At 52.6% G+C, this 20,147-nt stretch carries 17 protein-coding genes; 9 read left to right on the top strand and 8 right to left on the bottom strand.

Translation table 11 applies throughout. From position 1 onward, the window contains the following. The first annotated feature begins 38 nt into the window (after positions 1-38). The 4 genes from guaA to EDF81_RS07945 all read left to right on the top strand — a co-directional run bounded on the left by guaA (position 39) and on the right by EDF81_RS07945 (position 5,897). Positions 39-1,616: a glutamine-hydrolyzing GMP synthase gene (gene guaA, locus EDF81_RS07960; protein ID WP_123347531.1), complete on the top strand. Its 1,578-nt coding sequence runs from the start codon at positions 39-41 to the stop codon at positions 1,614-1,616. 326 nt (positions 1,617-1,942) lie between these two features. After that, positions 1,943-2,980: an SIR2 family protein gene (locus EDF81_RS07955; protein WP_123347530.1), complete on the top strand. Its 1,038-nt coding sequence runs from the start codon at positions 1,943-1,945 to the stop codon at positions 2,978-2,980. Next, positions 2,977-4,722: an ATP-binding protein gene (locus tag EDF81_RS07950; RefSeq protein WP_123347529.1), complete on the top strand. Its 1,746-nt coding sequence runs from the start codon at positions 2,977-2,979 to the stop codon at positions 4,720-4,722. Before EDF81_RS07955 ends, EDF81_RS07950 begins: the two co-directional genes overlap by 4 nt. Before the next feature lie 215 nt (positions 4,723-4,937). Beyond that, entirely contained in the window at positions 4,938-5,897 is a 960-nt protein-coding gene (locus EDF81_RS07945; RefSeq protein WP_123347528.1) for a DUF6896 domain-containing protein, read from the top strand. 146 nt (positions 5,898-6,043) lie between these two features. Here the strand turns inward: EDF81_RS07945 and EDF81_RS07940 are convergent, their stop codons facing one another. After that, complete coding sequence (locus EDF81_RS07940; protein WP_123347527.1) at positions 6,044-6,286, bottom strand: helix-turn-helix transcriptional regulator; 243 nt, start codon at positions 6,284-6,286, stop codon at positions 6,044-6,046. Between the two features lie 133 nt (positions 6,287-6,419). Between EDF81_RS07940 and EDF81_RS07935 the strand changes: the two genes are divergently transcribed. Beyond that, positions 6,420-6,686 carry a helix-turn-helix domain-containing protein gene (locus tag EDF81_RS07935; protein ID WP_123347526.1) on the top strand — a complete coding sequence of 89 codons (267 nt, stop codon included), beginning with the start codon at positions 6,420-6,422 and terminating at the stop codon, positions 6,684-6,686. Positions 6,687-6,798: 112 nt separating this feature from the next. Next, entirely contained in the window at positions 6,799-7,050 is a 252-nt protein-coding gene (locus tag EDF81_RS07930; protein WP_123347525.1) for a helix-turn-helix transcriptional regulator, read from the top strand. Between the two features lie 504 nt (positions 7,051-7,554). Here the strand turns inward: EDF81_RS07930 and EDF81_RS07920 are convergent. Both EDF81_RS07920 and cho read right to left on the bottom strand, forming a co-directional pair. Beyond that, positions 7,555-8,496 carry a lysozyme inhibitor LprI family protein gene (locus tag EDF81_RS07920; protein ID WP_311316597.1) on the bottom strand — a complete coding sequence of 314 codons (942 nt, stop codon included), beginning with the start codon at positions 8,494-8,496 and terminating at the stop codon, positions 7,555-7,557. Between the two features lie 53 nt (positions 8,497-8,549). After that, entirely contained in the window at positions 8,550-9,410 is an 861-nt protein-coding gene (gene cho, locus EDF81_RS07915) for an excinuclease Cho (RefSeq protein ID WP_123347522.1), read from the bottom strand. 270 nt (positions 9,411-9,680) lie between these two features. On the opposite strand from cho, the gene EDF81_RS24050 reads away from it, so the two are divergent. Both EDF81_RS24050 and EDF81_RS07910 read left to right on the top strand, forming a co-directional pair. Further along, positions 9,681-9,836 carry a hypothetical protein gene (locus tag EDF81_RS24050; RefSeq protein ID WP_184999474.1) on the top strand — a complete coding sequence of 52 codons (156 nt, stop codon included), beginning with the start codon at positions 9,681-9,683 and terminating at the stop codon, positions 9,834-9,836. Between the two features lie 341 nt (positions 9,837-10,177). Then, on the top strand, positions 10,178-11,722 hold the full coding sequence (locus tag EDF81_RS07910; RefSeq protein WP_123347521.1) for a PAS domain-containing methyl-accepting chemotaxis protein: 1,545 nt from the start codon (positions 10,178-10,180) through the stop codon (positions 11,720-11,722). Positions 11,723-11,845: 123 nt separating this feature from the next. Here the strand turns inward: EDF81_RS07910 and EDF81_RS07905 are convergent, their stop codons facing one another. After that, the gene (locus EDF81_RS07905) at positions 11,846-12,043 is read right to left on the bottom strand and encodes a YfgG family protein (RefSeq protein WP_123347520.1); all 198 of its coding nucleotides are present in this window, start codon (positions 12,041-12,043) and stop codon (positions 11,846-11,848) included. A gap of 332 nt (positions 12,044-12,375) precedes the next feature. On the opposite strand from EDF81_RS07905, the gene EDF81_RS07900 reads away from it, so the two are divergent. Next, positions 12,376-14,613, top strand: coding sequence for an EAL domain-containing protein (locus EDF81_RS07900; protein WP_123347519.1), 2,238 nt, complete (start codon positions 12,376-12,378; stop codon positions 14,611-14,613). A gap of 4 nt (positions 14,614-14,617) precedes the next feature. Here the strand turns inward: EDF81_RS07900 and ppx are convergent, their stop codons facing one another. The 4 genes from ppx to purM form a co-directional block, all read right to left on the bottom strand. Then, positions 14,618-16,159: an exopolyphosphatase gene (gene ppx / locus EDF81_RS07895; protein ID WP_123347518.1), complete on the bottom strand. Its 1,542-nt coding sequence runs from the start codon at positions 16,157-16,159 to the stop codon at positions 14,618-14,620. 3 nt (positions 16,160-16,162) lie between these two features. Continuing rightward, entirely contained in the window at positions 16,163-18,223 is a 2,061-nt protein-coding gene (ppk1, locus tag EDF81_RS07890; RefSeq protein WP_123347517.1) for a polyphosphate kinase 1, read from the bottom strand. A gap of 208 nt (positions 18,224-18,431) precedes the next feature. Beyond that, positions 18,432-19,073, bottom strand: a complete 642-nt coding sequence (purN, locus tag EDF81_RS07885) for a phosphoribosylglycinamide formyltransferase (protein ID WP_123347516.1) — start codon at positions 19,071-19,073, stop codon at positions 18,432-18,434. Further along, positions 19,073-20,110: a phosphoribosylformylglycinamidine cyclo-ligase gene (purM, locus tag EDF81_RS07880; protein WP_123347515.1), complete on the bottom strand. Its 1,038-nt coding sequence runs from the start codon at positions 20,108-20,110 to the stop codon at positions 19,073-19,075. The genes purN and purM overlap by 1 nt, the downstream gene beginning before the upstream one ends. Between the last annotated feature and the right edge of the window lie 37 nt (positions 20,111-20,147).

The following is a 20,147-nucleotide window of genomic DNA, read 5'->3' as shown; positions in this document are numbered from 1 at the left end:
CGTTTTGATTTGTTTCACTTGCCTCGGAACTAGTGTCAATGACCGAAAATATCCATAAGCATCGCATTCTTATCCTCGACTTCGGCTCCCAGTACACCCAGCTGGTTGCGCGCCGCGTGCGTGAACTGGGCGTCTACTGTGAACTCTGGGCCTGGGACGTTACTGAAGCACAGATCCGTGAATTTAATCCGAGCGGCATCATCCTCTCCGGCGGCCCGGAAAGCACCACCGAAAACAACAGCCCGCGTGCGCCGCAGTACGTCTTCGAAGCCGGTGTACCGGTCTTTGGCGTCTGCTACGGTATGCAGACTATGGCGATGCAGCTGGGTGGCCACGTTGAAGGCTCTAGCGAACGCGAGTTCGGCTATGCACAGGTAGAAGTCAAAGCGCAGAGCGCTCTGATCCGCGACATCGAAGATGCCCTGACCGCCGACGGCAACGCGCTGCTCGACGTGTGGATGAGCCACGGCGACAAAGTCACCGCTATCCCGGCAGACTTCGTCACCGTTGCCAGCACCGAGACCTGCCCGTTTGCCATTATGGCCAACGAAGAAAAACGCTTCTACGGCGTGCAGTTCCACCCGGAAGTGACCCACACCCGTCAGGGCCAGCGTATGCTGGAGCGTTTTGTTCTGGATATCTGCCAGTGTGAAGCTCTGTGGACCCCGGCAAAAATCATCGACGATGCCGTTGAGCGCATCCGCCAGCAGGTGGGCGACGATAAAGTGATCCTCGGCCTCTCCGGCGGCGTGGACTCCTCCGTTACCGCGATGCTGCTGCACCGCGCTATCGGCAGCAACCTGACCTGCGTGTTCGTGGATAACGGCCTGCTGCGTCTGAACGAAGCCGAGCAGGTAATGGATATGTTCGGCGACCACTTCGGTCTGAACATCGTCCACGTGGAAGGCGAAGAGCGCTTCCTGACCGCGCTGGCCGGCGAGAACGATCCGGAAGCCAAACGTAAAATCATCGGCCGCGTATTTGTTGAAGTGTTCGACGAAGAAGCGCTGAAGCTGCAGGATGTGAAGTGGCTGGCACAGGGCACCATCTACCCTGACGTTATCGAATCCGCTGCGTCTGCGACCGGTAAAGCACACGTCATCAAATCTCACCACAACGTGGGCGGCCTGCCGAAAGAGATGAAGATGGGCCTCGTCGAGCCGCTGCGCGAGCTGTTTAAAGACGAAGTGCGCAAAATCGGTCTCGAACTGGGCCTGCCGTACGCCATGCTCTACCGTCACCCGTTCCCGGGTCCGGGCCTCGGCGTGCGCGTGCTGGGCGAAGTGAAGAAAGAGTACTGCGACCTGCTGCGCCGTGCCGACGCTATCTTTATCGAAGAGCTGCATAAAGCCGACCTCTACAATAAAGTCAGCCAGGCCTTCACCGTCTTCCTGCCGGTCCGCTCCGTCGGCGTCATGGGCGACGGTCGTAAATACGACTGGGTCGTCTCCCTGCGCGCGGTCGAAACCATCGACTTTATGACCGCCCACTGGGCGCATCTGCCGTATGACTTCCTGGGTCGTGTGTCTAACCGCATTATCAACGAAGTTAATGGGATATCGCGCGTGGTGTACGACATCAGCGGGAAGCCACCGGCGACGATTGAGTGGGAATAAGTTCTCGCTAAATCAAAATATAATATATTTTAGCCCGCTTAATAGCGGGCTTTTTTTTAACTGCAATTCAGCATTGTTTAACGAGTCCTTGAAATCGCAAAATATCTTGCCTACATGATATTGTAATAATGAGATCCAAATCTAATACTCGATTTTTTACGTGATATGGGGATGATTACAAATTTTTTTTATGATATTAAAATTAAATTAACTGGGGTGGGGAAGTAGGAATAAACTAAGATTCCAATGAAAGTAATTTCATACAGTCTAAGAATCGCTGAGGTATCTTTCCTGTGGATATAGTGCTGCGACTAAGGTAGGAGCCAGTGGAACTAAGTGCATTGAAAAAACAACTGCAAGAACATCTTGGTGATGGACTCGTTCTGATTATTGGCTCCGGACTATCCTGTGCAGAGGGCGTGCCCGGGATGAGAGAACTGGCTGACCATCTCATCAATTATCTCCCTTCCCGCCTTTCTTCAGATGACATAAGGCTGTGGAAAAAGATACATCCGCATATCAAAGCAGACGGTTTGGAGGCTGCTTTACTAAAACATGCACCTACACCTACGCTTGAAGCGGCTATTGTACAAAGTACTGGCGATTTTATAGCTATTGCTGAAGCTAACATCATTTCAGAAGTTTTTAATCATAAGAAAACACTTCGACTAACAAAGCTAATCCCTCACTTATTGAGTCCAGATTCAGGCATACCAATTGTGACAACCAACTATGACCGCCTTGCCGAGATTGCGTGTGAGGAAGCTGGTTTGGGAGTTGATACAATGTTTTGTGGCCATTTTGCTGCGAGACTAGAACCGCAGGGGAGCTCTTGGAGTTTTTGCCGTAATGTAAAATTGGTAGGTAAAAATGTACGTTACAAGTTCGCGTCTAAGGTGAATATTTTTAAGCCGCATGGCAGTCTTGATTGGTACTATCGTGAGGGTAATCCAGTACGCTATGCAGGAGCTTTGCCTCTCCCACGTCTAATTATCACTCCAGGATTAAACAAATTTCGTAGTGGCTATGAGAGTCCTTTTGATAAGCATCGTGAGAAGGCTAATGATGCGATTGACAAGGCTCGCCGCTTTTTCATTATTGGATATGGTTTCAATGATGATCATCTGGAAACCCATCTAACTCCTCGTATTAAATCAGGAGTAAAAACAGTTATTTTAACTTTCACTCTCTCTCAGAAAGCGAGAAATATTGCTATCAATAACAAGAACGTGATTGCAGTTGAGTTCTGTGAAGAAGATGGAACTAAAGGCGCACGCTTCATCATAGATGGGGCCGAAATATTTTACCCCAGTATAGACTACTGGGATCTCGAAGGATTTGTTAAGGGAGTTTTATCTGTATGACTAGCCCAGCTCTCAAGTTTAATGAAAATGATCAAATCGGTCGTGTAGCTGGTGTTGACACCAGTCGGGTGGCTATTGATGTTACCAATTCCGAGATGTTGACCCGTGTGGGAATCGGCCAGCTTATTGCTATCAAGGGAGCGACGCAGGCGGAGTTTTTGATTGGAATGACAGACCGTGTAACACGTTCTCTTCGCGAAGAACTGCCTGATCCGGAAAACGGGGAGTTTGGAGCACTAACGATCTCACCCACAGATCATATGCAGGCATTTGTCATAGGCACCTATCGTACTGTCGATGGAGAAAAATCCGACACCTTTAAACGTGGCGCAGATAGTTTCCCCCAAATTGATCGAGACTGCTTTGTGATCGAAGGGGGAAATTTGCAACGTTTCATGGGCATATTGGGGGCAGGATTATCTGACGAAGAGCGGCTGAAGTTGGGAACTTTTGTTGCAGATCAGAGTGCTGAAGCCATAGCCAGTGGTGACAGATTTTTCCAACGACACGCCGCCATTCTAGGCAGTACCGGTTCTGGTAAAAGTTGGGCAGTTGCTCTGATTCTTGAACGAGCGGCCAAGTTGAAATTCCCTAATATTGTTGTGTTTGATATGCACGGTGAATACAAACCTTTAGCTGATACTAGTGAAGGCGGTTTTGCACAACGTTTCCGGATTGCTGGTCCAGGAGATCTTGCCGCACCTAAGGACGATACGCTCTTTCTCCCGTACTGGCTACTAAACCGCGACGAGATGCTATCGATGATTTTAGATCGCAGTGATCAGAACGCACCGAACCAAGCTTCTCGCTTCACCATGCATGTTCGGGAACTTAAAGGAGCAACCTTAGATAAGTTTGGCAAAGTAAAAGTCAAAGAAACCTTTACAGTCGATTCACCTATCCCGTATGCGATTTCTGACCTAGTGACACACCTAAAAACGGATAATACTACCAAAGGTGTGGGGAAAAATGGGAGTGCAGTAAAAGGGGATTGGGAAGACAAGCTGACACGCTTTATATCGCGTTTAGAAGCTAAGCTTGAGGATCGCCGCTATGGTTTTATGTTCTCCCCTCCACCCGTTGCACTAAATTATGACTGGCTCGCTATGCAAATCATAAAGTTACTTCGAGCAGATTCTGGCAACGGTATCAAAATTATTGATTTCTCTGAGGTACCACCTGATGTGTTGCCTGTTGTCACTGGAACATTGGCCCGTCTACTCTATGATGTTCAGTTTTGGATGAAGGCAGATGCACGCACACCGGTCACTTTACTATGTGATGAAGCGCATCTCTATTTACCGGTTAAAGATGATGCAGATTCTGTACAAAGACAGGCTCTATGGTCTTTTGAGCGTATTGCTAAGGAAGGTCGTAAGTACGGTTTCTCTTTGCTTGTTGTTAGTCAGCGACCTTCGGATGTGAGTCGGACGATCCTTTCTCAGTGTAATAACTTCTTGGCCCTCAGGTTGACAAACGACAGTGACCAAAGCGTTATTAAGAGACTAATGCCGGATTCGCTCGTTGGTTTAACAGCAATGCTTCCCTTACTTGATACCGGCGAGGCACTGTTGCTGGGTGATGCGGTTCTTCTACCAACTCGGATAAAATTAGATAAGCCAAAAGTTAAGCCTGATAGTGCAACGCGAGATTTCTGGAAAGAATGGGGATCTCTTATACCTGATTGTAAGTTGCTTGAGGCTGCAGTCGAATGTTTGAGGAGTCAGTCACGGGATAATTGATCTGGCTTGAGGGGGGATGTTCAAGCCATGTAATAAATTGCACCTCGCGATTGTCTCATCTGACTTAGTGAGGTGTTTTTTAATTATAAGTATAAAATTAGTATTATGTTTTGTTCCTTTCTTTATGCTCCTCGCTAAAGTCATCAGGGATGAAATTGTAAATAGTTGAAGTATGAGGGAGGTAAGGATTTGATCAGCGTGTGGAAGGTTATTAAATGAATGAGCTCACTTTTTTAATTAATGACTATCAAAAAAGTGTTTATGCTGCGGTAATAACTATGTACCGCTCCGGAATTCTTATGCCATCCAGTCGATATGATTGGATTAATGCAGATATACCCTTTTATGGAGAGCTTGAGGACGGTTCGAAATATTATAAACATGGTGCAGGATGTCTGGTTGTTTTTGAAATCGGAGATATTGATTTCGATTTTGGTGAGCAAGGTGAATTTGGGGGATTCAATTCATGGTGGCTTACTCGATTTGCAGGTGATAACCTACCAAATTACGGTTTTTCTGATATACACGAAGTGGCTGAATGCTTAAAGGAAGCATATGAAGCAGGACAACTGAACCATCTAGGTAATGACCTCTACTATGTTTCCACCACACCACTAAAATATGCATCGGATGTGTATTTTAGGCATGAAGGTGACATACTTCCCGGTCGTAACCATGACCATGTTTTTGTACTCCAGTCGCACTATTTTCAAGCTGCCGAACTTATGCTAAAAAACCACCAAAAGCTGAATGATAAATGGCAAAGAAATGATCGTTTAAATCAGCGTGAAATGATTGATAATGGCATTTATCTCTCAACCTGGCTCGGTTTTTTAGCTGTGACTTGTGAGGGTTTTAGAAAACTTAATATGCGTATTTTGTTACAAATTGAGCGGCCAGAAGAATTTAAAGAATTGGTTTCAATATCAGATAAAGTTGGCAGGCTAATGAAGCAGCATGCAGATGCTCTAAGAAAATTCAGGAACGATGTGTTTCACCTTCGTGAAAGTCAAGAAGTAATTCGTGGCTTTTTCGACAGGGATTCAATTCGGCTTGATTGGGCTCATGAGCTACATGTCGCGTTGCGCGATTTTTTCTCTGCATATCGTATAAAATGCGAGGTCTATTATATTATGCATGATCGAAAAGGAGAGAGTTGTTTTGGGAAAAAATAAATATTAATCGTAGTGTAATGTTATTACCATTTTTATATAGGAAGAGATAGCATTAATTGACTCTTCCTATTTGATTTGTCTAGGGTGTTAGTATTAATAATTTATATATGCAGGCTACAGATTCGAACTAAGTATCGTCATATTTTTTATATTACTTTCCTCGGAACCCGTTCACTTCCAGCCCCAGCATACCTTTCCGGCCAAATCTCCCCCGGATGCAGTTCTAACGCAGTGGCAATCAGCCATTCCCCTTTCGGCCACGGTCTGGTCAACGTATTTGCCAGTGTGGAAGAGGCCAGTCCAGCCTCACGCGAGAGTTTTGCCATGCTGGTGCCACGTTTGTGTAGCGCAGCGATAATGTCGGCTTTGTGCCAGTCTTTCTGAGTCATTTCCATTTCCTCGAATTAAAAGACTTCAATTAGCTTGTTAAGGTTTTGCTCGTTATCTTTAGTAACTCTAAAGGTGCCTCATCTTAAGGAATGCTAAAGATGCTGTCAATGTAACCACTTAAAGGATCGGGTTATGGTGCCAGCACGTCTTAGAGTTGCGAGAGAGCTAGCAAATATGTCGCAAGAGGAACTAGCGACTGCAGCAGGAGTGAGTGAAGAAACGGGGTATTCGCGCATGTCTCATTATGAAAATGGCAGGCACAAACCTAAGTATGAGCTGGTTTGCCGCTTTGCTGAGGTACTCAATGTGCCGGAAGGGTATTTCTATACTCGTGACGATCGTTTTGCCGAGGCGATGCTGAAGTTGTATGCAGGAGAGAATGTTAAGTGGGAGGAGTAGACCAGAATCATTGCTGTCTTCATGCTTTTAAAGCCCATCTTTATGAACTCTAAAGATAAGCGTTCTTGAGCAATGCTAAAGATTACCGTGAATTTCTCACAGGGAGCACGGTATGATCGCCAGAAGGTTGAAGGAAGCACGCTTGCAGGCAAAGCTGACTCAGGAAAAGCTGGGTGTGATGGCGGGCATTGAAGAAGCGACGGCCTATTCTCGTTTATCCCATTACGAAAACGGTACCCATAAGCCGACATATGAGCTGGTCTGCGAATTTGCCAGAGTTCTGGATGTGCCGGAATGCTACTTCTATATCCGTGACGATAAATTCGCGGAAGATGTTTTGGCACTGTACAGAAGTCAGAAGTAGCCCCTGATTGCCAGGCGGCGCTGGTTTAAAGAGTCACCAACGCCCAGCCCCATTTGCTCCGGCACCTCGCTCTCTTTTTCGCTATTTATTGAGGCTGTTATGGATCCTTGGCGTAAATCCTTTGCCTCTGGTGCGGGTTTTCCTCCGCCCGAGTCGATACGGATGCAGCAGATTAGAACGAATTGGGTGGATGCGTAGAGTAAGGTAAAAAGGCCGCCGAAGCGGCCTTAATTTATCAATTCCCGCCTGGGCGAGAGTCAGCAGAGCGACCGCCACAGCGAGAACCATCCGATGCGCGATCGTCCGGGCTTTGGCAGTTTCCTGCGTAAGACTGCGAGATAGAACCCAGAGACAACAAAACAAACAGCACTGCGAATGCCTTCTTCATCTTTTGGTATCCATAAATATGCCACGGTTTTGTGGCCTTAATAGGGTATTCCTTAAAGGTAGCCGTGTTTAGAACTCAGTTGCGTTCTTTGTGAGCGACCGCACATGGCTGCGGTGTCATTCCGGCGTCTTCACTTCTTTTTCCCTGACCTGCCATTTTCCGTTAACCAGCTTACGGGTAGTGATTGTCATCTTGTCCGGGAGGTTCGGGTTTGTGGCATCTTCGGTGATTTCCTCAATCAGCACCGGCTGGTTGTTCTCGACTTTCCAGACGCTGGACTGGTGCCAGCAGCAGCCGCTTTTGGTCCAGGTTGTCAGCGTTTTCCGCTCCGGGTCCACGCCGAACAGCCCCAGATTCTCACTGCCCAGCTGGGTTAGCGCGTCGCTTAGCACAAAGCGTTTAGACACGGACTGATAAAGATACACGTCATAAGACGGGCCGCCGTAGGCGCCCTCGTTGCCGGCGCGCAGGGCGATATCGTCGTGGCCATCAAAATTCATATCATCGATGACCAGGCCGCTGTTATTGTCGCCATACATTTCGACCAGGTTTGTTGTGGCTTTGCCGGTGCTGTCCAGTTCGAGAAATACCGTGCTGAGCGGCAGGTGTTGAACCAGCTTTCCGCTCCCTTTGGCAAAGACATCCAGCATGCCCGATCCTTCACATCTGGGGTATGAATCTTCCGGGTTGCAGCCGGAGGCGGAGAGGACAAAGTCCCACTGCTTTGAGGCGTTATGGATAACGGAAATATTCTCGACGGCGGCCAGGGTTTTTATCCGCCCAATATAGCGGTTTCCCAGGCAGGTAGTATCGTCCCCGCACTGCTGGCGCGATTTGAGCCAGTCGAGCTGCGCGTTTTTTAACTGCTCTTTATCGGTTTGCTGTCGCGCCAGGGCATAGCTTTTATTCAGAACGGCATCCAGCTGGAGCAGAGTGGGGCTATGGCAGATCGCAATCTCATCTTTCTGAGTGGCTTTTGTGCAGTCCATTGCCAGTGCCGACGCGGGGAGCGTCAGCAGCGCCATTGCGGTAAGGGTACGGCTAAAATTAAACATCATTTATTCCCTTAAAAAGAGTGACGCCGGGCGACTAAAATCCTTTTGTCACGAAGTCACAACTCTATCACTTCCACATCTCCAGTTAGCAGAGGCTTGCATAATATTTTATAGCCGTCGTGGTCGAACCCGGCGGGCAGGCGGCACAGGGTTTCAGTCTCTTCCAGGGACTCCACCGTTCCCAGCCACAGCCAGTTGCGGATGATATGGTACTGAGTGAGATCGCCGCTTTGCTCCTGCAGGGCGATGGCACCTTGCCAGGGCCAGCACACCAGCTGGAGCTGGGCGAGGGCATCCATCAGCCGCTGCTGGTGGGCCTCAATGCTTTCTCTGCCGCAGCAGGCCCCGGCGCAGCGTTTTAGCGCGGAACGAAAACAGCCCCGGCCGTGGGTGAGTGACTCCAGCCCCAGCAGTCCGTAGCAAAGCTGATGCTCGTCGGCGATGCTTTGCAGCGCCTGCAGTGCCGCACGGCGGTTGGCAAACAGCCCGTACAGGCCCGGCTGGCAGGAGAAATCGATCTCTTTGGCGTAGACGATCTGCGGCTGGCTGCCCGTCAGCAGCAGGGAGCAGAGCTGTCGGTTGCGGCGCAGACGCTTATTAAACAGCGGCTGCTGCTCTTTGATCATTTTCGCTTCCAGCAGCAGCGCGCCGACTTCACCGGCCGTGCGGATCCAGGTGATGCGTCGGGACTGGCGCAGCATGGCGGCTTCATCCTGGGTACGCAGGTGCGACAGCACGCGGCTGCGCAGATTGACGCTTTTGCCGATGTACAGCGGGAGGGTTTCGCTATCGCTGTGAAACACATAGACGCCGGGCAGGGAAGGGAGCGCTTCCAGCCAGGGCCGCAGATGTTCGGGGTATTCATAAATTTCCGCGGCTTCAACACGTCGGTGGGTGGCGGACTGACGTCGTACCATAATCTCTCTTTGATGCTGTATTTTCATACAGTATAGCAGTGCGACTGGAGAGGAAAAAGGGGGCGCAGAGAGGAGAGGATCGCCACGCTGATATGCCGTTAATAACAGGTGAGTTTTTGCGTCGCTGACCGCACTTTTAAATGAATAGTCAGTTCGATATAGCGAAAAATGGAACCGTTGCTGTACTTCCGCTATCTGGCAGAAATAAAGTATTTAACTCTGTTTTTGTAGGGGTATTATTCCGGGACATTCATTTTCCGGAGGTGATAAATGGAGAAGGTCAGACAGCTAAAAAGCGATCATAACCCGCCGCATCCTACACCCGTTGAAGATGACTGGGATGACTGGTTTGAAGGGGAGGACGTGACGGATGATTTTATCGAGTCGCGTGAACAGGGTGGCGAACAGCGTCGGGACTCGCTCTGACATGCTGCAGTTTTTGCTTTACCGTCCAGGCCGCTTGCCCGATAAAGCTCCAGGTTGGGGCTTTTAAACGTTACTCAAAACGCTAACACCAACTTCCATTTTCCCGTCCACGATCTTATTTTTTATCAACATTTCGTCAGTCAATATCCCGAATAACCCCCACCTTCTTTTTCCATCGGCTACGCTTTATAACAAGCTCAAAATCATACCGAAGTCAGAAGAATATATCGCATATTTCAAATGCTTATCACATACAAAAAATAAAGTTGCTTTGGAATATGCCGTTAACAGAAATACCTCTCCAGGATCTTTTCGTTTTCATTTGTTCGGGAATTATAACTATGCGCATTAATGAGCCTGTTACGCATCAAGAGTACGCTTTCGACAATGACGCAACCCTGATGTCCACGACCGATCCCAATAGCTATATCAATTACGCCAACGACGCGTTTATTGATGTCAGCGGTTTTACCCTGGATGAAATCAAGGATCAGCCCCACAACCTGGTGCGTCACCCGGATATGCCTAAAGAAGCCTTCGCCGATATGTGGGCGACGCTGAAGCAGGGCGAGCCCTGGACGGCGCTGGTCAAGAACCGCCGTAAAAACGGCGACCATTACTGGGTGCGCGCCAACGCCATCCCGGTGATCCGTCAGGGGCAGGTCAAGGGCTATATGTCCGTGCGCACCTGTCCTTCTGCGGCTGAGGTGTCCGCGACGGAAGAGCTGTATCGCCAGTTCCGCAAGGATGAGGCGGGCAGCCGACGTTTCCATAAGGGGCTGATTGTCCGTACCGGCCTGATGCGCTGGCGGTCGATGTTTGTCACCATGTCGCTGCGCTGGCGGCTGCGATCGACAATGATTGCTACGCTGCTTCTCGGCGTGCTGCTCGGCTGGGCAAGCGGGCTGGCGGTCGGGGAAGTGGGGCTGTTTAGTGGGTTCCTGGCGCTGCTGTTGCTGGTGGCGACGCTCTGGCTGGAAGCGCAGATTGTGCGTCCGGTCGAGCGTCTGCGCGAGCAGGCGCTGAAGGTCGCCAGCGGCGAACTACAGCAGGTCGATTTAATGAATCGGGTGGATGAAGTGGGCGTTACCCTGCGCGCCATTAACCAGCTCGGGCTGATGTTCCGCTGGCTGATTGATGACGTCAGCGGCCAGGCGGTGAGCGTCCTGAAATCCTCTAACGCGCTGCGGGAAGGTAATAACGACCTGAGCGCGCAAACCGAGCAGGCCGCGTCCAACGTTCAGCAGGCGGCGGCGACGATGAACCAGCTCACGGCCACCGTCAAGAGCAATACTGAAACGGCTGCCGAAGTGCGTACGCTGTCGCAGAAAACGCGCGATGCGGCACAAGAGGGCGGTCAGGTGATGGATAAGATGATCGATATGATGGCCGCCATCGCCGACAGTTCCCGACAGATAGCCAGCATCACCAGCATTATCGACAGCATCGCCTTCCAGACCAATATCCTGGCGCTAAACGCGGCCGTTGAAGCGGCGCGGGCAGGGGAGCAGGGGAAAGGGTTTGCGGTGGTGGCGGGCGAAGTCCGCAGCCTGGCACAGCGCAGCGCCCAAGCCGCCAGCGAGATCAAACAGCTCATCGAGACCAGCGTCGGGCACGTGGATTCCGGCAGCAATCTGGCGGACGATGCGGGCAAAACGATGCAGGAGATCGTCAACCGCGTGCAGAACGTCACCCTGCTGATCGCGCAGATCAGCGCTGCAACGGCGGAGCAGGCCACGGCGCTGAGCGAGGTGAGTCTGGCCGTCGAGGATCTGGATAAGATCACCCACCGTAACGCGGCACGGGTGCAGGAAGGGGCCAGAGCCTCGGGAAATCTGACGCATCAGGCGACGCGTCTGGCGGAGGCCATCTCGGTATTCCGTTAGTCTTTATTCAGGTCATATAAGAGGCCGGTAGCCTGTGCTGCCGGTTTTTTTTTGCCGCAATGCAGTGAAGGCCGCGCGTCGTCTGTCGCCGCAGATATCAGGTGATGTTGATTGACGGTCTCGTTAAGGCTGGCGCTGCGTGGTGCTGTCCACCGTCAGGCTGGTCTGCTGTGACTCTTTTTTGTCCTGATGATGATACCAGGCACCAATAGAAGAGTAGACAAAGCGACCGAAGAAAAAGAGGAAGCTGATAAGAAGTATGATACGGGTCATGCGGCCGTTAAATTGCCGTCTGTTTCGCATACTGGTTGCCTGACTCACGCAAAGTTTCCTGAGATACCCACCGGGGGCGAGAAGGATATTAAGGCACAGCCCGTGGCTGGGGTCAATTCGCCGTAGTGTAAAATTCCGTCAAAACAAATGCGCCATGCGAATATATTCAAAAGATATATTCATGTTAATTATTGGTTAATGACTAAATCCGTTACGTTTAGCGTTTAGTGAGTATTCGAGTTGGTTTTCTTGACTTAAGTCAAACAATTGCGGCGGGTGAACATTAAAATGCGAATCGCTATGTCTATTTTTTAACAGCCATTGTCAGGCAGGACGCTGTCTGAATACCCTGCGGGAAGTGGGTTTTCTGTAGAGTATTTATGACGTTAATTCGTATTTATAAAAAATATTGCGATAAATGGTGGGCGCTTCCGCTCTTTTTACCCCCGCTGCTATTACCGCTCCTTCGCCACGCTGATACCTTCGCTTACATCGAAGGCGGCACGGTCATTCTTTATTATCTGCCGCTGGCGCTGATGATGAGCATGATGCTTTTCTACGGCTGGAAGGCGCTGCCGGGGATGATTCTCGCGCTGTGGCTGCATTTTCACGGCAGAATACCTGAAGTAGAAGTCATTATTGCCATTGCCCATTTTATTATCCCGGTGATCTTCTGCTGGGGCGGGTACAGGTTATCGGTGCCCCGTCGCTATAAAGTCTCCTATGGCCATGAACAGCTTATGTACCGTCGTCTGTTCTGGCAGGTGTTTTGCCTGTCAACGTTGTTTATGGTTCTGCTGGAAATCGCGCTTAGTCTGGGGATTTACCGTAATTTCCGCGATCTGGCGGGCAGTAATCCGCTCAACGTCCGTACCCTGATTAGCTATCAGGCCATGCTGGTCGGGGGGCTTACCGGAATTCCGCTGTGCTATACCCTGATCCGGGTGATTCGCAACCCGTTCTATATCCGCAGCTTTGTTTCCCAGCTGCGTGCGCAGTTTGACCCCAAAATTAAACGTCAGGAAGTCATTGTCTGGTCCTGTCTGCTGGTAGGGCTGGTGGCCATGCTGCTGCTGCCTCTCAATGAGCACAGCACATTGTTCAGTACCAACTACACGCTTTCGCTGGTGCTCCCGGTGGCTCTGTGGGGGTCGATGCGCTTTGGTCATCGTTTTATGTCACTCCTGTGGGCGCCGGTCCTGATTGTGACGATCAATTTTCACTCCAGCTATCTCCCCTGGTCCCCGGTTTACAGTCGGCAAATGGCGATCACCTCATCCAGCTATCTGGTGTTCTCATTTACCGTGATTTATATGGCCATGCTGTGCACGCGCCAGCGCCAGGCCAATGAGCGCTCGCGTCGGCTGGCGCTTCTGGACCCGCTGCTGCATATGCCAAACCTGCGGGCGCTAAACCGTGCGCTGGGCAATGCGCCCTGGTCGATACTGTGCCTGCTGCGGATTCCGGATCTCGAGCCCTTAGGACGTAACTATGGCCTGATGCTGCGGATCCAGTACAAACAGTGGCTGGCGGACTGGCTGACGCCGCTGTTGCAGGAGGGCGAGTGTGTTTATCAGCTTTCCGGCTATGACCTGGCTATCCGGCTGAATACCGAGTCGCATGAGTCGCGTATCGATGAGCTGGATGCACGCATTAAGTCGTTTCGTTTTCTGTGGGACGATGTTCCCCTGCAGCCGCCGGTCGGAATGAGCTACTGCTATGTGCGATCGCCGGTAAGCCATCTCTATCTGCTGCTCGGGGAGCTGAGCACCATTGCCGATGTGTCGCTGGTGACAAACCATCCCGAAAGCCTCCAGCAGCGTGGGGCGACCCATTTACAGCAGGTGCTGAAGGGAAAAGTGAGTTTGATGAACCGCCTGCAGCAGGCGCTGGATAACGATCGCTTCCAGCTATTTGTCCGCCCGGTCGAAGGTATGCGCGGAGACAGCTACTATGAAGTGCTGCTGCAAATGACGGATGAAGACGGGAAAACGATGGGGGCGGATACCTTTATGCCGGTGGCGCACGAGTTTGGCCTGTCGTCTCGCATTGATATGTGGATGATCGAGCACGCGCTGAAGGAGATGGCACGCCTGCGCGGGACGCTGTCCGGTCTGCGGCTGGCGCTGCCGCTCTCTTCTGCGTCGGTGAGCCGCGCACGCTTACCGCAGCAGGTCGAGGCGTTGATCGCGCAGTACGCGATCGAGCCGTGGCAGTTAATCTTCAGGGTTGATGATACGCTGCACCTGGAGATGTCCCATGTCAATCAGACCATGGAACAGCTGCAGAAACTGGGCTGCCGCGTGGCCGTTGATGCCTTTGGCTCAGGCTGCGCCAGCTATGCCCGCCTGAAAGATGTCCATGCCGATATTCTGAAGATCGAAGGGGATTTTATCCGCAATATGGCGGTTAACAGCGTTGATTATCAGATCGTGGTTTCCATCGGCCTTCTGGCGCGCGCGCAGAATATGATGGTGACGGCAGGCGGCGTTGATAGCGAGGAAATACGCAGCGCCGTGTCGGCGCTGGGTATCGATTACTGGCAGGGAAGCATGATGGGTAAACCGGTGCCGCTGGCAACGCTGGGCGCGAAGCAGCGGCTGGCAGAACCGGCCTGAGTCGTCAGGCGACGGCGACCGGCGCGTCTTCCTCTTTGATCTTCAGCAGCCAGCCGGTAACGGCTTCCCAGAACTGCTGTTCGCGTTCCAGATCCAGCAGCACCAGCGCATTCTGGCTAAACCAGTCGTGCGGGAAGCTCAGGGTCCAGTGATGATCGTCAGTTTTCAGGGTAAGCGTCGGCGGCGTGGTGGTCGCCTGGCGCTGGTTATTCAGCAGTACGCCGAGGCGCAGGATCTGAATCAGCGGCAGGAACTGCTTTTTCTTGTACAGGGTAAAGCGCGGCAGATCGTCAAGCTTGATGGCTTTACGGTGGTAGCGCACCAGCGTGGCCATCATCGCCTGCTGCTCCTGATTGAAGCCGGGCAAATCACTGTTTTGCAGAATATAGGCTGAATGGCGGTGCATCCCGCTGTGATTGATATTCAGCCCGACCTCATGCAGCATCGCCGCCCACTTCAGCAGCGCCGCCAGCGGCGGGGTCGCCAGCTTCGGATTCTGCGCCTGCCACTGTTCGTAGATCAGGGTCGTGGTCTCCAGCACCCGACGGGCCTGGTCACGGTCGATATTGTACTGGTTCGCCAGGCTTTGCGCGGTGCGGCTGCGAATATCCTGGTGGCGGAAGCGGCCTTCCATTTCATACAGCACGCCTTCACGCAGCGCGCCGTCAGAGAGACGCAGCTCGCGGATCCCCAGGGCATCGAACACGCCGCAGAGGATAGACAGCCCCGGCACAAAGACGGCTTTACGCTCTTCCGACAGGCCCGGCAGGCTGAGTGCGTCGAAGTTTTGGTGCTTTAGCACCTCTTCGACCAGCATTTCCAGACGTTCCGGCGTGATAAAACCGTCTTTCTCGCCCATCTCAACCAGCACTTCATGGGCCGCCTTGATGGTGCCAGAGGCGCCCAGCGCCACGTTCCAGCCCTGAATGCGATACTGCCAGGCCAGGTTTTCCAGCTGCTGTACCGCCGACAGGCGTGCGCGCTGGAAGTTTTCCCGGTTGATGGTCCCGCCCGGGAAATAGAGCTGGGCAAAGCTGACGCAGCCCATACGGCGGCTTTCCACCAGACGCGGCTCGAAGTCTTCGCCGATCACCAGCTCCGTCGAGCCGCCGCCGATATCGATAACCAGCTTGCGGCCACGCTCCGGCTGCGTATGTTCAACGCCCATAAAAATCAGACGCGCTTCTTCATTGCCGGAGATAATTTCAATCGGGTAGGGGATCACTTTCTCCGCCCGCTTGAGAAATTCTGCGGCATTCGTCGCCTGGCGCAGCGTATGCGTCCCGACGATACAGACGCTGGACGGTTCAAACCCCTGCAGACGTTCGGCAAACAGCGACAGGCAGCTCAGCCCACGCTCCATTGCCTCTTCGCTCAGTCGGCTGTTTTTGTCCAGGCCATCAGCCAGATGTACGCGCTGTTTCAGGCGTCCGATGATCTGCATTGCGCCATCCACGACGCGGGCAATGACCATATGAAAACTGTTCGAACCGAGGTCCACCGCGGCAAATTCCTGTGGCCGCGGGATATTTTCGTTTATCGGCATAGATTAGTCGGGTTGCTCAAGTGATTTGATATAGTCGTAAATCGCCAGTTGGGCGCGTACTTTACGACGATTCCCGCGTGGTACATAGCGGTTACTGAGTTCTTTATCCAGATAGCGCGCTTTTACCGTGTCGTTTAACTGCATATCGATAATCGTCAGCAGCTGCTGCTTCAGACGCGGATCGAGCAGCGGCGCGGCCACTTCAATACGGTAGTCGATATTGCGCGTCATCCAGTCTGCGGAGGAGAGCCAGACGTTTTTCTCGCCGCCGCTTTCAAAAATATAGATGCGATCGTGCTCAAGGTAACGGTCAACGATGCTGATCACGCGAATATTTTCACTGAGTCCTTCCACCTGTGGCAGCAGCGAGCACATGCCGCGCACCAGCAGGTTCACCGGAACACCCGCGCCGGATGCGGCATACAGCCGATCCACCAGGCCTTTATCGACCAGGTTGTTGAGCTTCAGGGTGATCCCGGACGGCAGGCCGTTCTGGGCGTTGCTGATTTCTTTGTCGATCATCTTATACAGCAGAGGACGCGAGTTCTGCGGTGAAACCAGCAGGTAGTCAAAGCTTACCGGGCGGTACGGGTTCTCAATAAAGTTGAATACCCGACGCACTTCGTTGGTGATGCGCGCATCGGCGGTCAGCAGCGAGTAGTCCGTATAGATGCGGGCGGTTTTCTCGTTAAAGTTACCGGTGCCGATATGCGCGTAGCGCACGACCTCGTCGCCTTCTTTACGCGAGATCAGGAACAGCTTGGCGTGGATTTTCAGGCCCGGCGCGGAGAAGATCACGTGCACGCCGGCTTCGGTGAGTCGCTTCGCCCAGTGAATATTGGCTTCTTCATCGAAGCGCGCCTGCAGCTCGACCACCACCGTCACTTTCTTGGCGTTGTGCGCGGCGTGGATCATGGCATCGATAATGCGCGAGTCTTTTGCCACGCGGTAGATGTTGATCTTAATCGCCAGCACGCTCGGGTCGAAGGAGGCCTGACGCAGCAGTTCCAGCACGTGCTCAAAGGTGTGGTACGGATAGTAGAGCAGCACGTCGCGTTCGCGAATGGCGTCAAAGCCGTTGCGGAACTTATCGAACCAGATATGCCGCAGCTGCGGCAGCGGCTTATTGACCAGGTTGGCTTTGCCGACGTTCGGGAAGCCAATAAAGTCTTTGAAGTTGTGGTAGCGGCCGCCGGGAATAATGGAGTCGTAGCGGGAGATACTCAGTTTCTCACGCAGCATTTCGACCATCGCATCCGGCATATCGCGCTGGTACACAAAGCGGACCGGCTCCGCCGTCAGGCGCTGTTTCAGGCTCGACGACATGAGCTCCATCAGGCTGGATTCCATCTCGTGGACCAGGTCATATTCGGCGTCGCGGGTCATCTTCATCGAGTAGGCGTTCAGCGCGTCATAGTCGAAGAAGCCTTTGAAGATGTCGTCCAGGCAGTAGCGCAGGATGTTATCGAGCAGGATCATCGGCTTGCGACGGCGCGGCGCTTCCGGCGGCAAATTGACGAAGCGCGGGACTTTATCCGACGGGATTTCCAGCAGCGCGTAGCGAATCGCATCGCCGCGAATAATCTCGACCGCCAGATAGGTGTAGTCGTCTTTAAGGAACTCAACCAGATTGGTTTCGCGGTTGATCAGAATCGGCGTGATGTGCTGGCGCAGATGGTGCTTAAAGTAATGATGCAGCCAGTTCTGCTGGTTTTCCGAGAGCTGACGCTCGTTGATCAGGAAGATCTGATTGCGGGCCATTTCGAGCAGCAGCTCGTTATAGAGGCTGTCGAACTCCTGATCGGCTTTCAGAACGCGGGTCTGGATCTTACCAAGAAGGTGACGAGAGTGATCCGTAATACCCTGCTCCGCGTTGATGATCATGCGGCGCTTTAATTCGGCAAACCGGACCTTGTAAAACTCGTCAAGGTTGTTGGAATAGATGCCCAGAAAGCGCATCCGCTCAATCAGCGGGTTCGCTTTATCCGCCGCTTCCTGCAGGACGCGCTCGTTGAACGATAACCAGCTGAGTTCTTTCTCGATATAAAGTTTTTCCTGACCCATTACTACTCACACTCCAGTTCATTCACAGGACGTGGCAAATCCGTCTCGACTGTATTATGGCGAGCTTTGCCATGATATGTCCAACTGTGCCAGAAAAGTATGACACTTAAGCGAGGAATAGCGCATTTATATGTAGATATGACAACGATTTGCAGCGTTAAACGCAGGGGAAAAAAAAGCCGCCGCCCGAACGGGGGACGGCGGGAGATTACTCTTCTGCCGCATAACCTTCGGCTGACAGCGGTGCACCGTCAAGCCAGGCGGCGCCGTCGCGCATCTGCAGACGGCCTTCGATAAACCAGCTTACCACCAGCGGATAAATAGCGTGCTCCTGGGCCTGAACTCGCGCCTGGATCTCGTCTTCATCATCGCCCTCAAAGACCGGGATTTTAGCCTGCAGAATCACCGGGCCACCGTCGAGTTCGTCGGTGACGAAGTGGACGGAAGTGCCGTGCTCCTCATCGCCGTTTTCCAGCACCTGACGATGGGTATTCAGGCCGGGATATTTTGGCAGCAGGGAAGGGTGGATATTGATAAGGCGGCCCTGATAGTGGGCGACAAATTCCGGGCTGAGGATGCGCATATAGCCCGCCAGCACCACCAGATCGGGCGCGTAAGCGTCGATCTCGTTCATCAACTGACGGTCAAAGGCTTCACGGCTGGGGAACTGGCTGGCGGTCAGCGCATGGCCGGCAATACCGGCCTCGCTGGCGCGTTGCAGGCCGAACGCGTCGGCCTTATTACTGAACACTGCACGTATGGCGCCATTGATTTTCTTCTGTTTGCAGGCGTCGATAATCGCCTGCAAATTACTTCCGCTGCCGGAAATAAGCACCACAATGTTTTTCATTATTCAATAACCACACGCTGCTCGGAATCGGATGCTTTGATAATACCGATTTTCCACGCCTTTTCACCTTTGGCGTTCAATAGCGTAATGGCTTTATCCGCCTCAGCCGCTGGCAGGGCCACCAGCATACCGACGCCGCAGTTAAAAGTGCGGTACATTTCGTGACGGCTGACGTTACCGGCATTCTGCATCCAGCTGAAGACGGCTGGCCACTGCCATGAAGACTCGTCGATCACCGCCTGGGTGTTGTCCGGCAGGACGCGCGGGATATTTTCCCAGAAGCCGCCGCCGGTCAGGTGAGCAATCGCGTGCACCTCGACGTTTTCGATCAGCTCCAGCACGGATTTGACGTAGATGCGGGTCGGTTCCAGCAGGTGGTCCGCCAGCGGTTTGCCTTCCAGGTCGGTGGTCAGCGGATCGCTGCCGCTAACTTCGAGGATTTTGCGTACCAGCGAGTAGCCGTTAGAGTGCGGACCGCTGGACGCCAGCGCCACCAGCACGTCGCCGTCGGTTACTTTCGACCCGTCGATAATTTCTGATTTTTCCACTACGCCGACGCAGAAACCGGCCACGTCGTAATCGTCGCCGTGGTACATACCCGGCATTTCCGCCGTTTCGCCGCCGACCAGCGCACAGCCGGACTGCAGACAGCCTTCAGCGATACCGGTGATCACGCTGGCCGCGGTGTCGACGTCCAGTTTGCCGGTGGCGTAGTAGTCGAGGAAGAACAGCGGCTCAGCGCCCTGAACCACCAGGTCATTCACGCACATGGCCACCAGATCGATGCCGATGGTGTCGTGACGCTTAAGATCCATCGCCAGACGCAGCTTGGTGCCGACGCCGTCGGTGCCGGAGACCAGAACCGGCTCGCGGTATTTCTGCGGGAGCGCGCACAGTGCGCCAAAACCGCCGAGTCCACCCATCACTTCCGGGCGACGGGTTTTTTTCACTACCCCTTTGATACGGTCGACCAGATCGTTACCCGCGTCGATATCAACGCCGGCGTCTTTATAGCTGAGAGAGGTTTTATCGGTCACTGCAAAGTCCCCACGCTTATGCGATAGAAAGAAAAAT

Origin of the sequence: Enterobacter sp. BIGb0383, from assembly GCF_003751845.1 — a bacterium.
Classification (GTDB): domain Bacteria; phylum Pseudomonadota; class Gammaproteobacteria; order Enterobacterales; family Enterobacteriaceae; genus BIGb0383.
The sequence above is the reverse complement of the archived record's forward strand: the minus strand, read 5'-3'. Positions and strand labels throughout refer to the sequence as shown.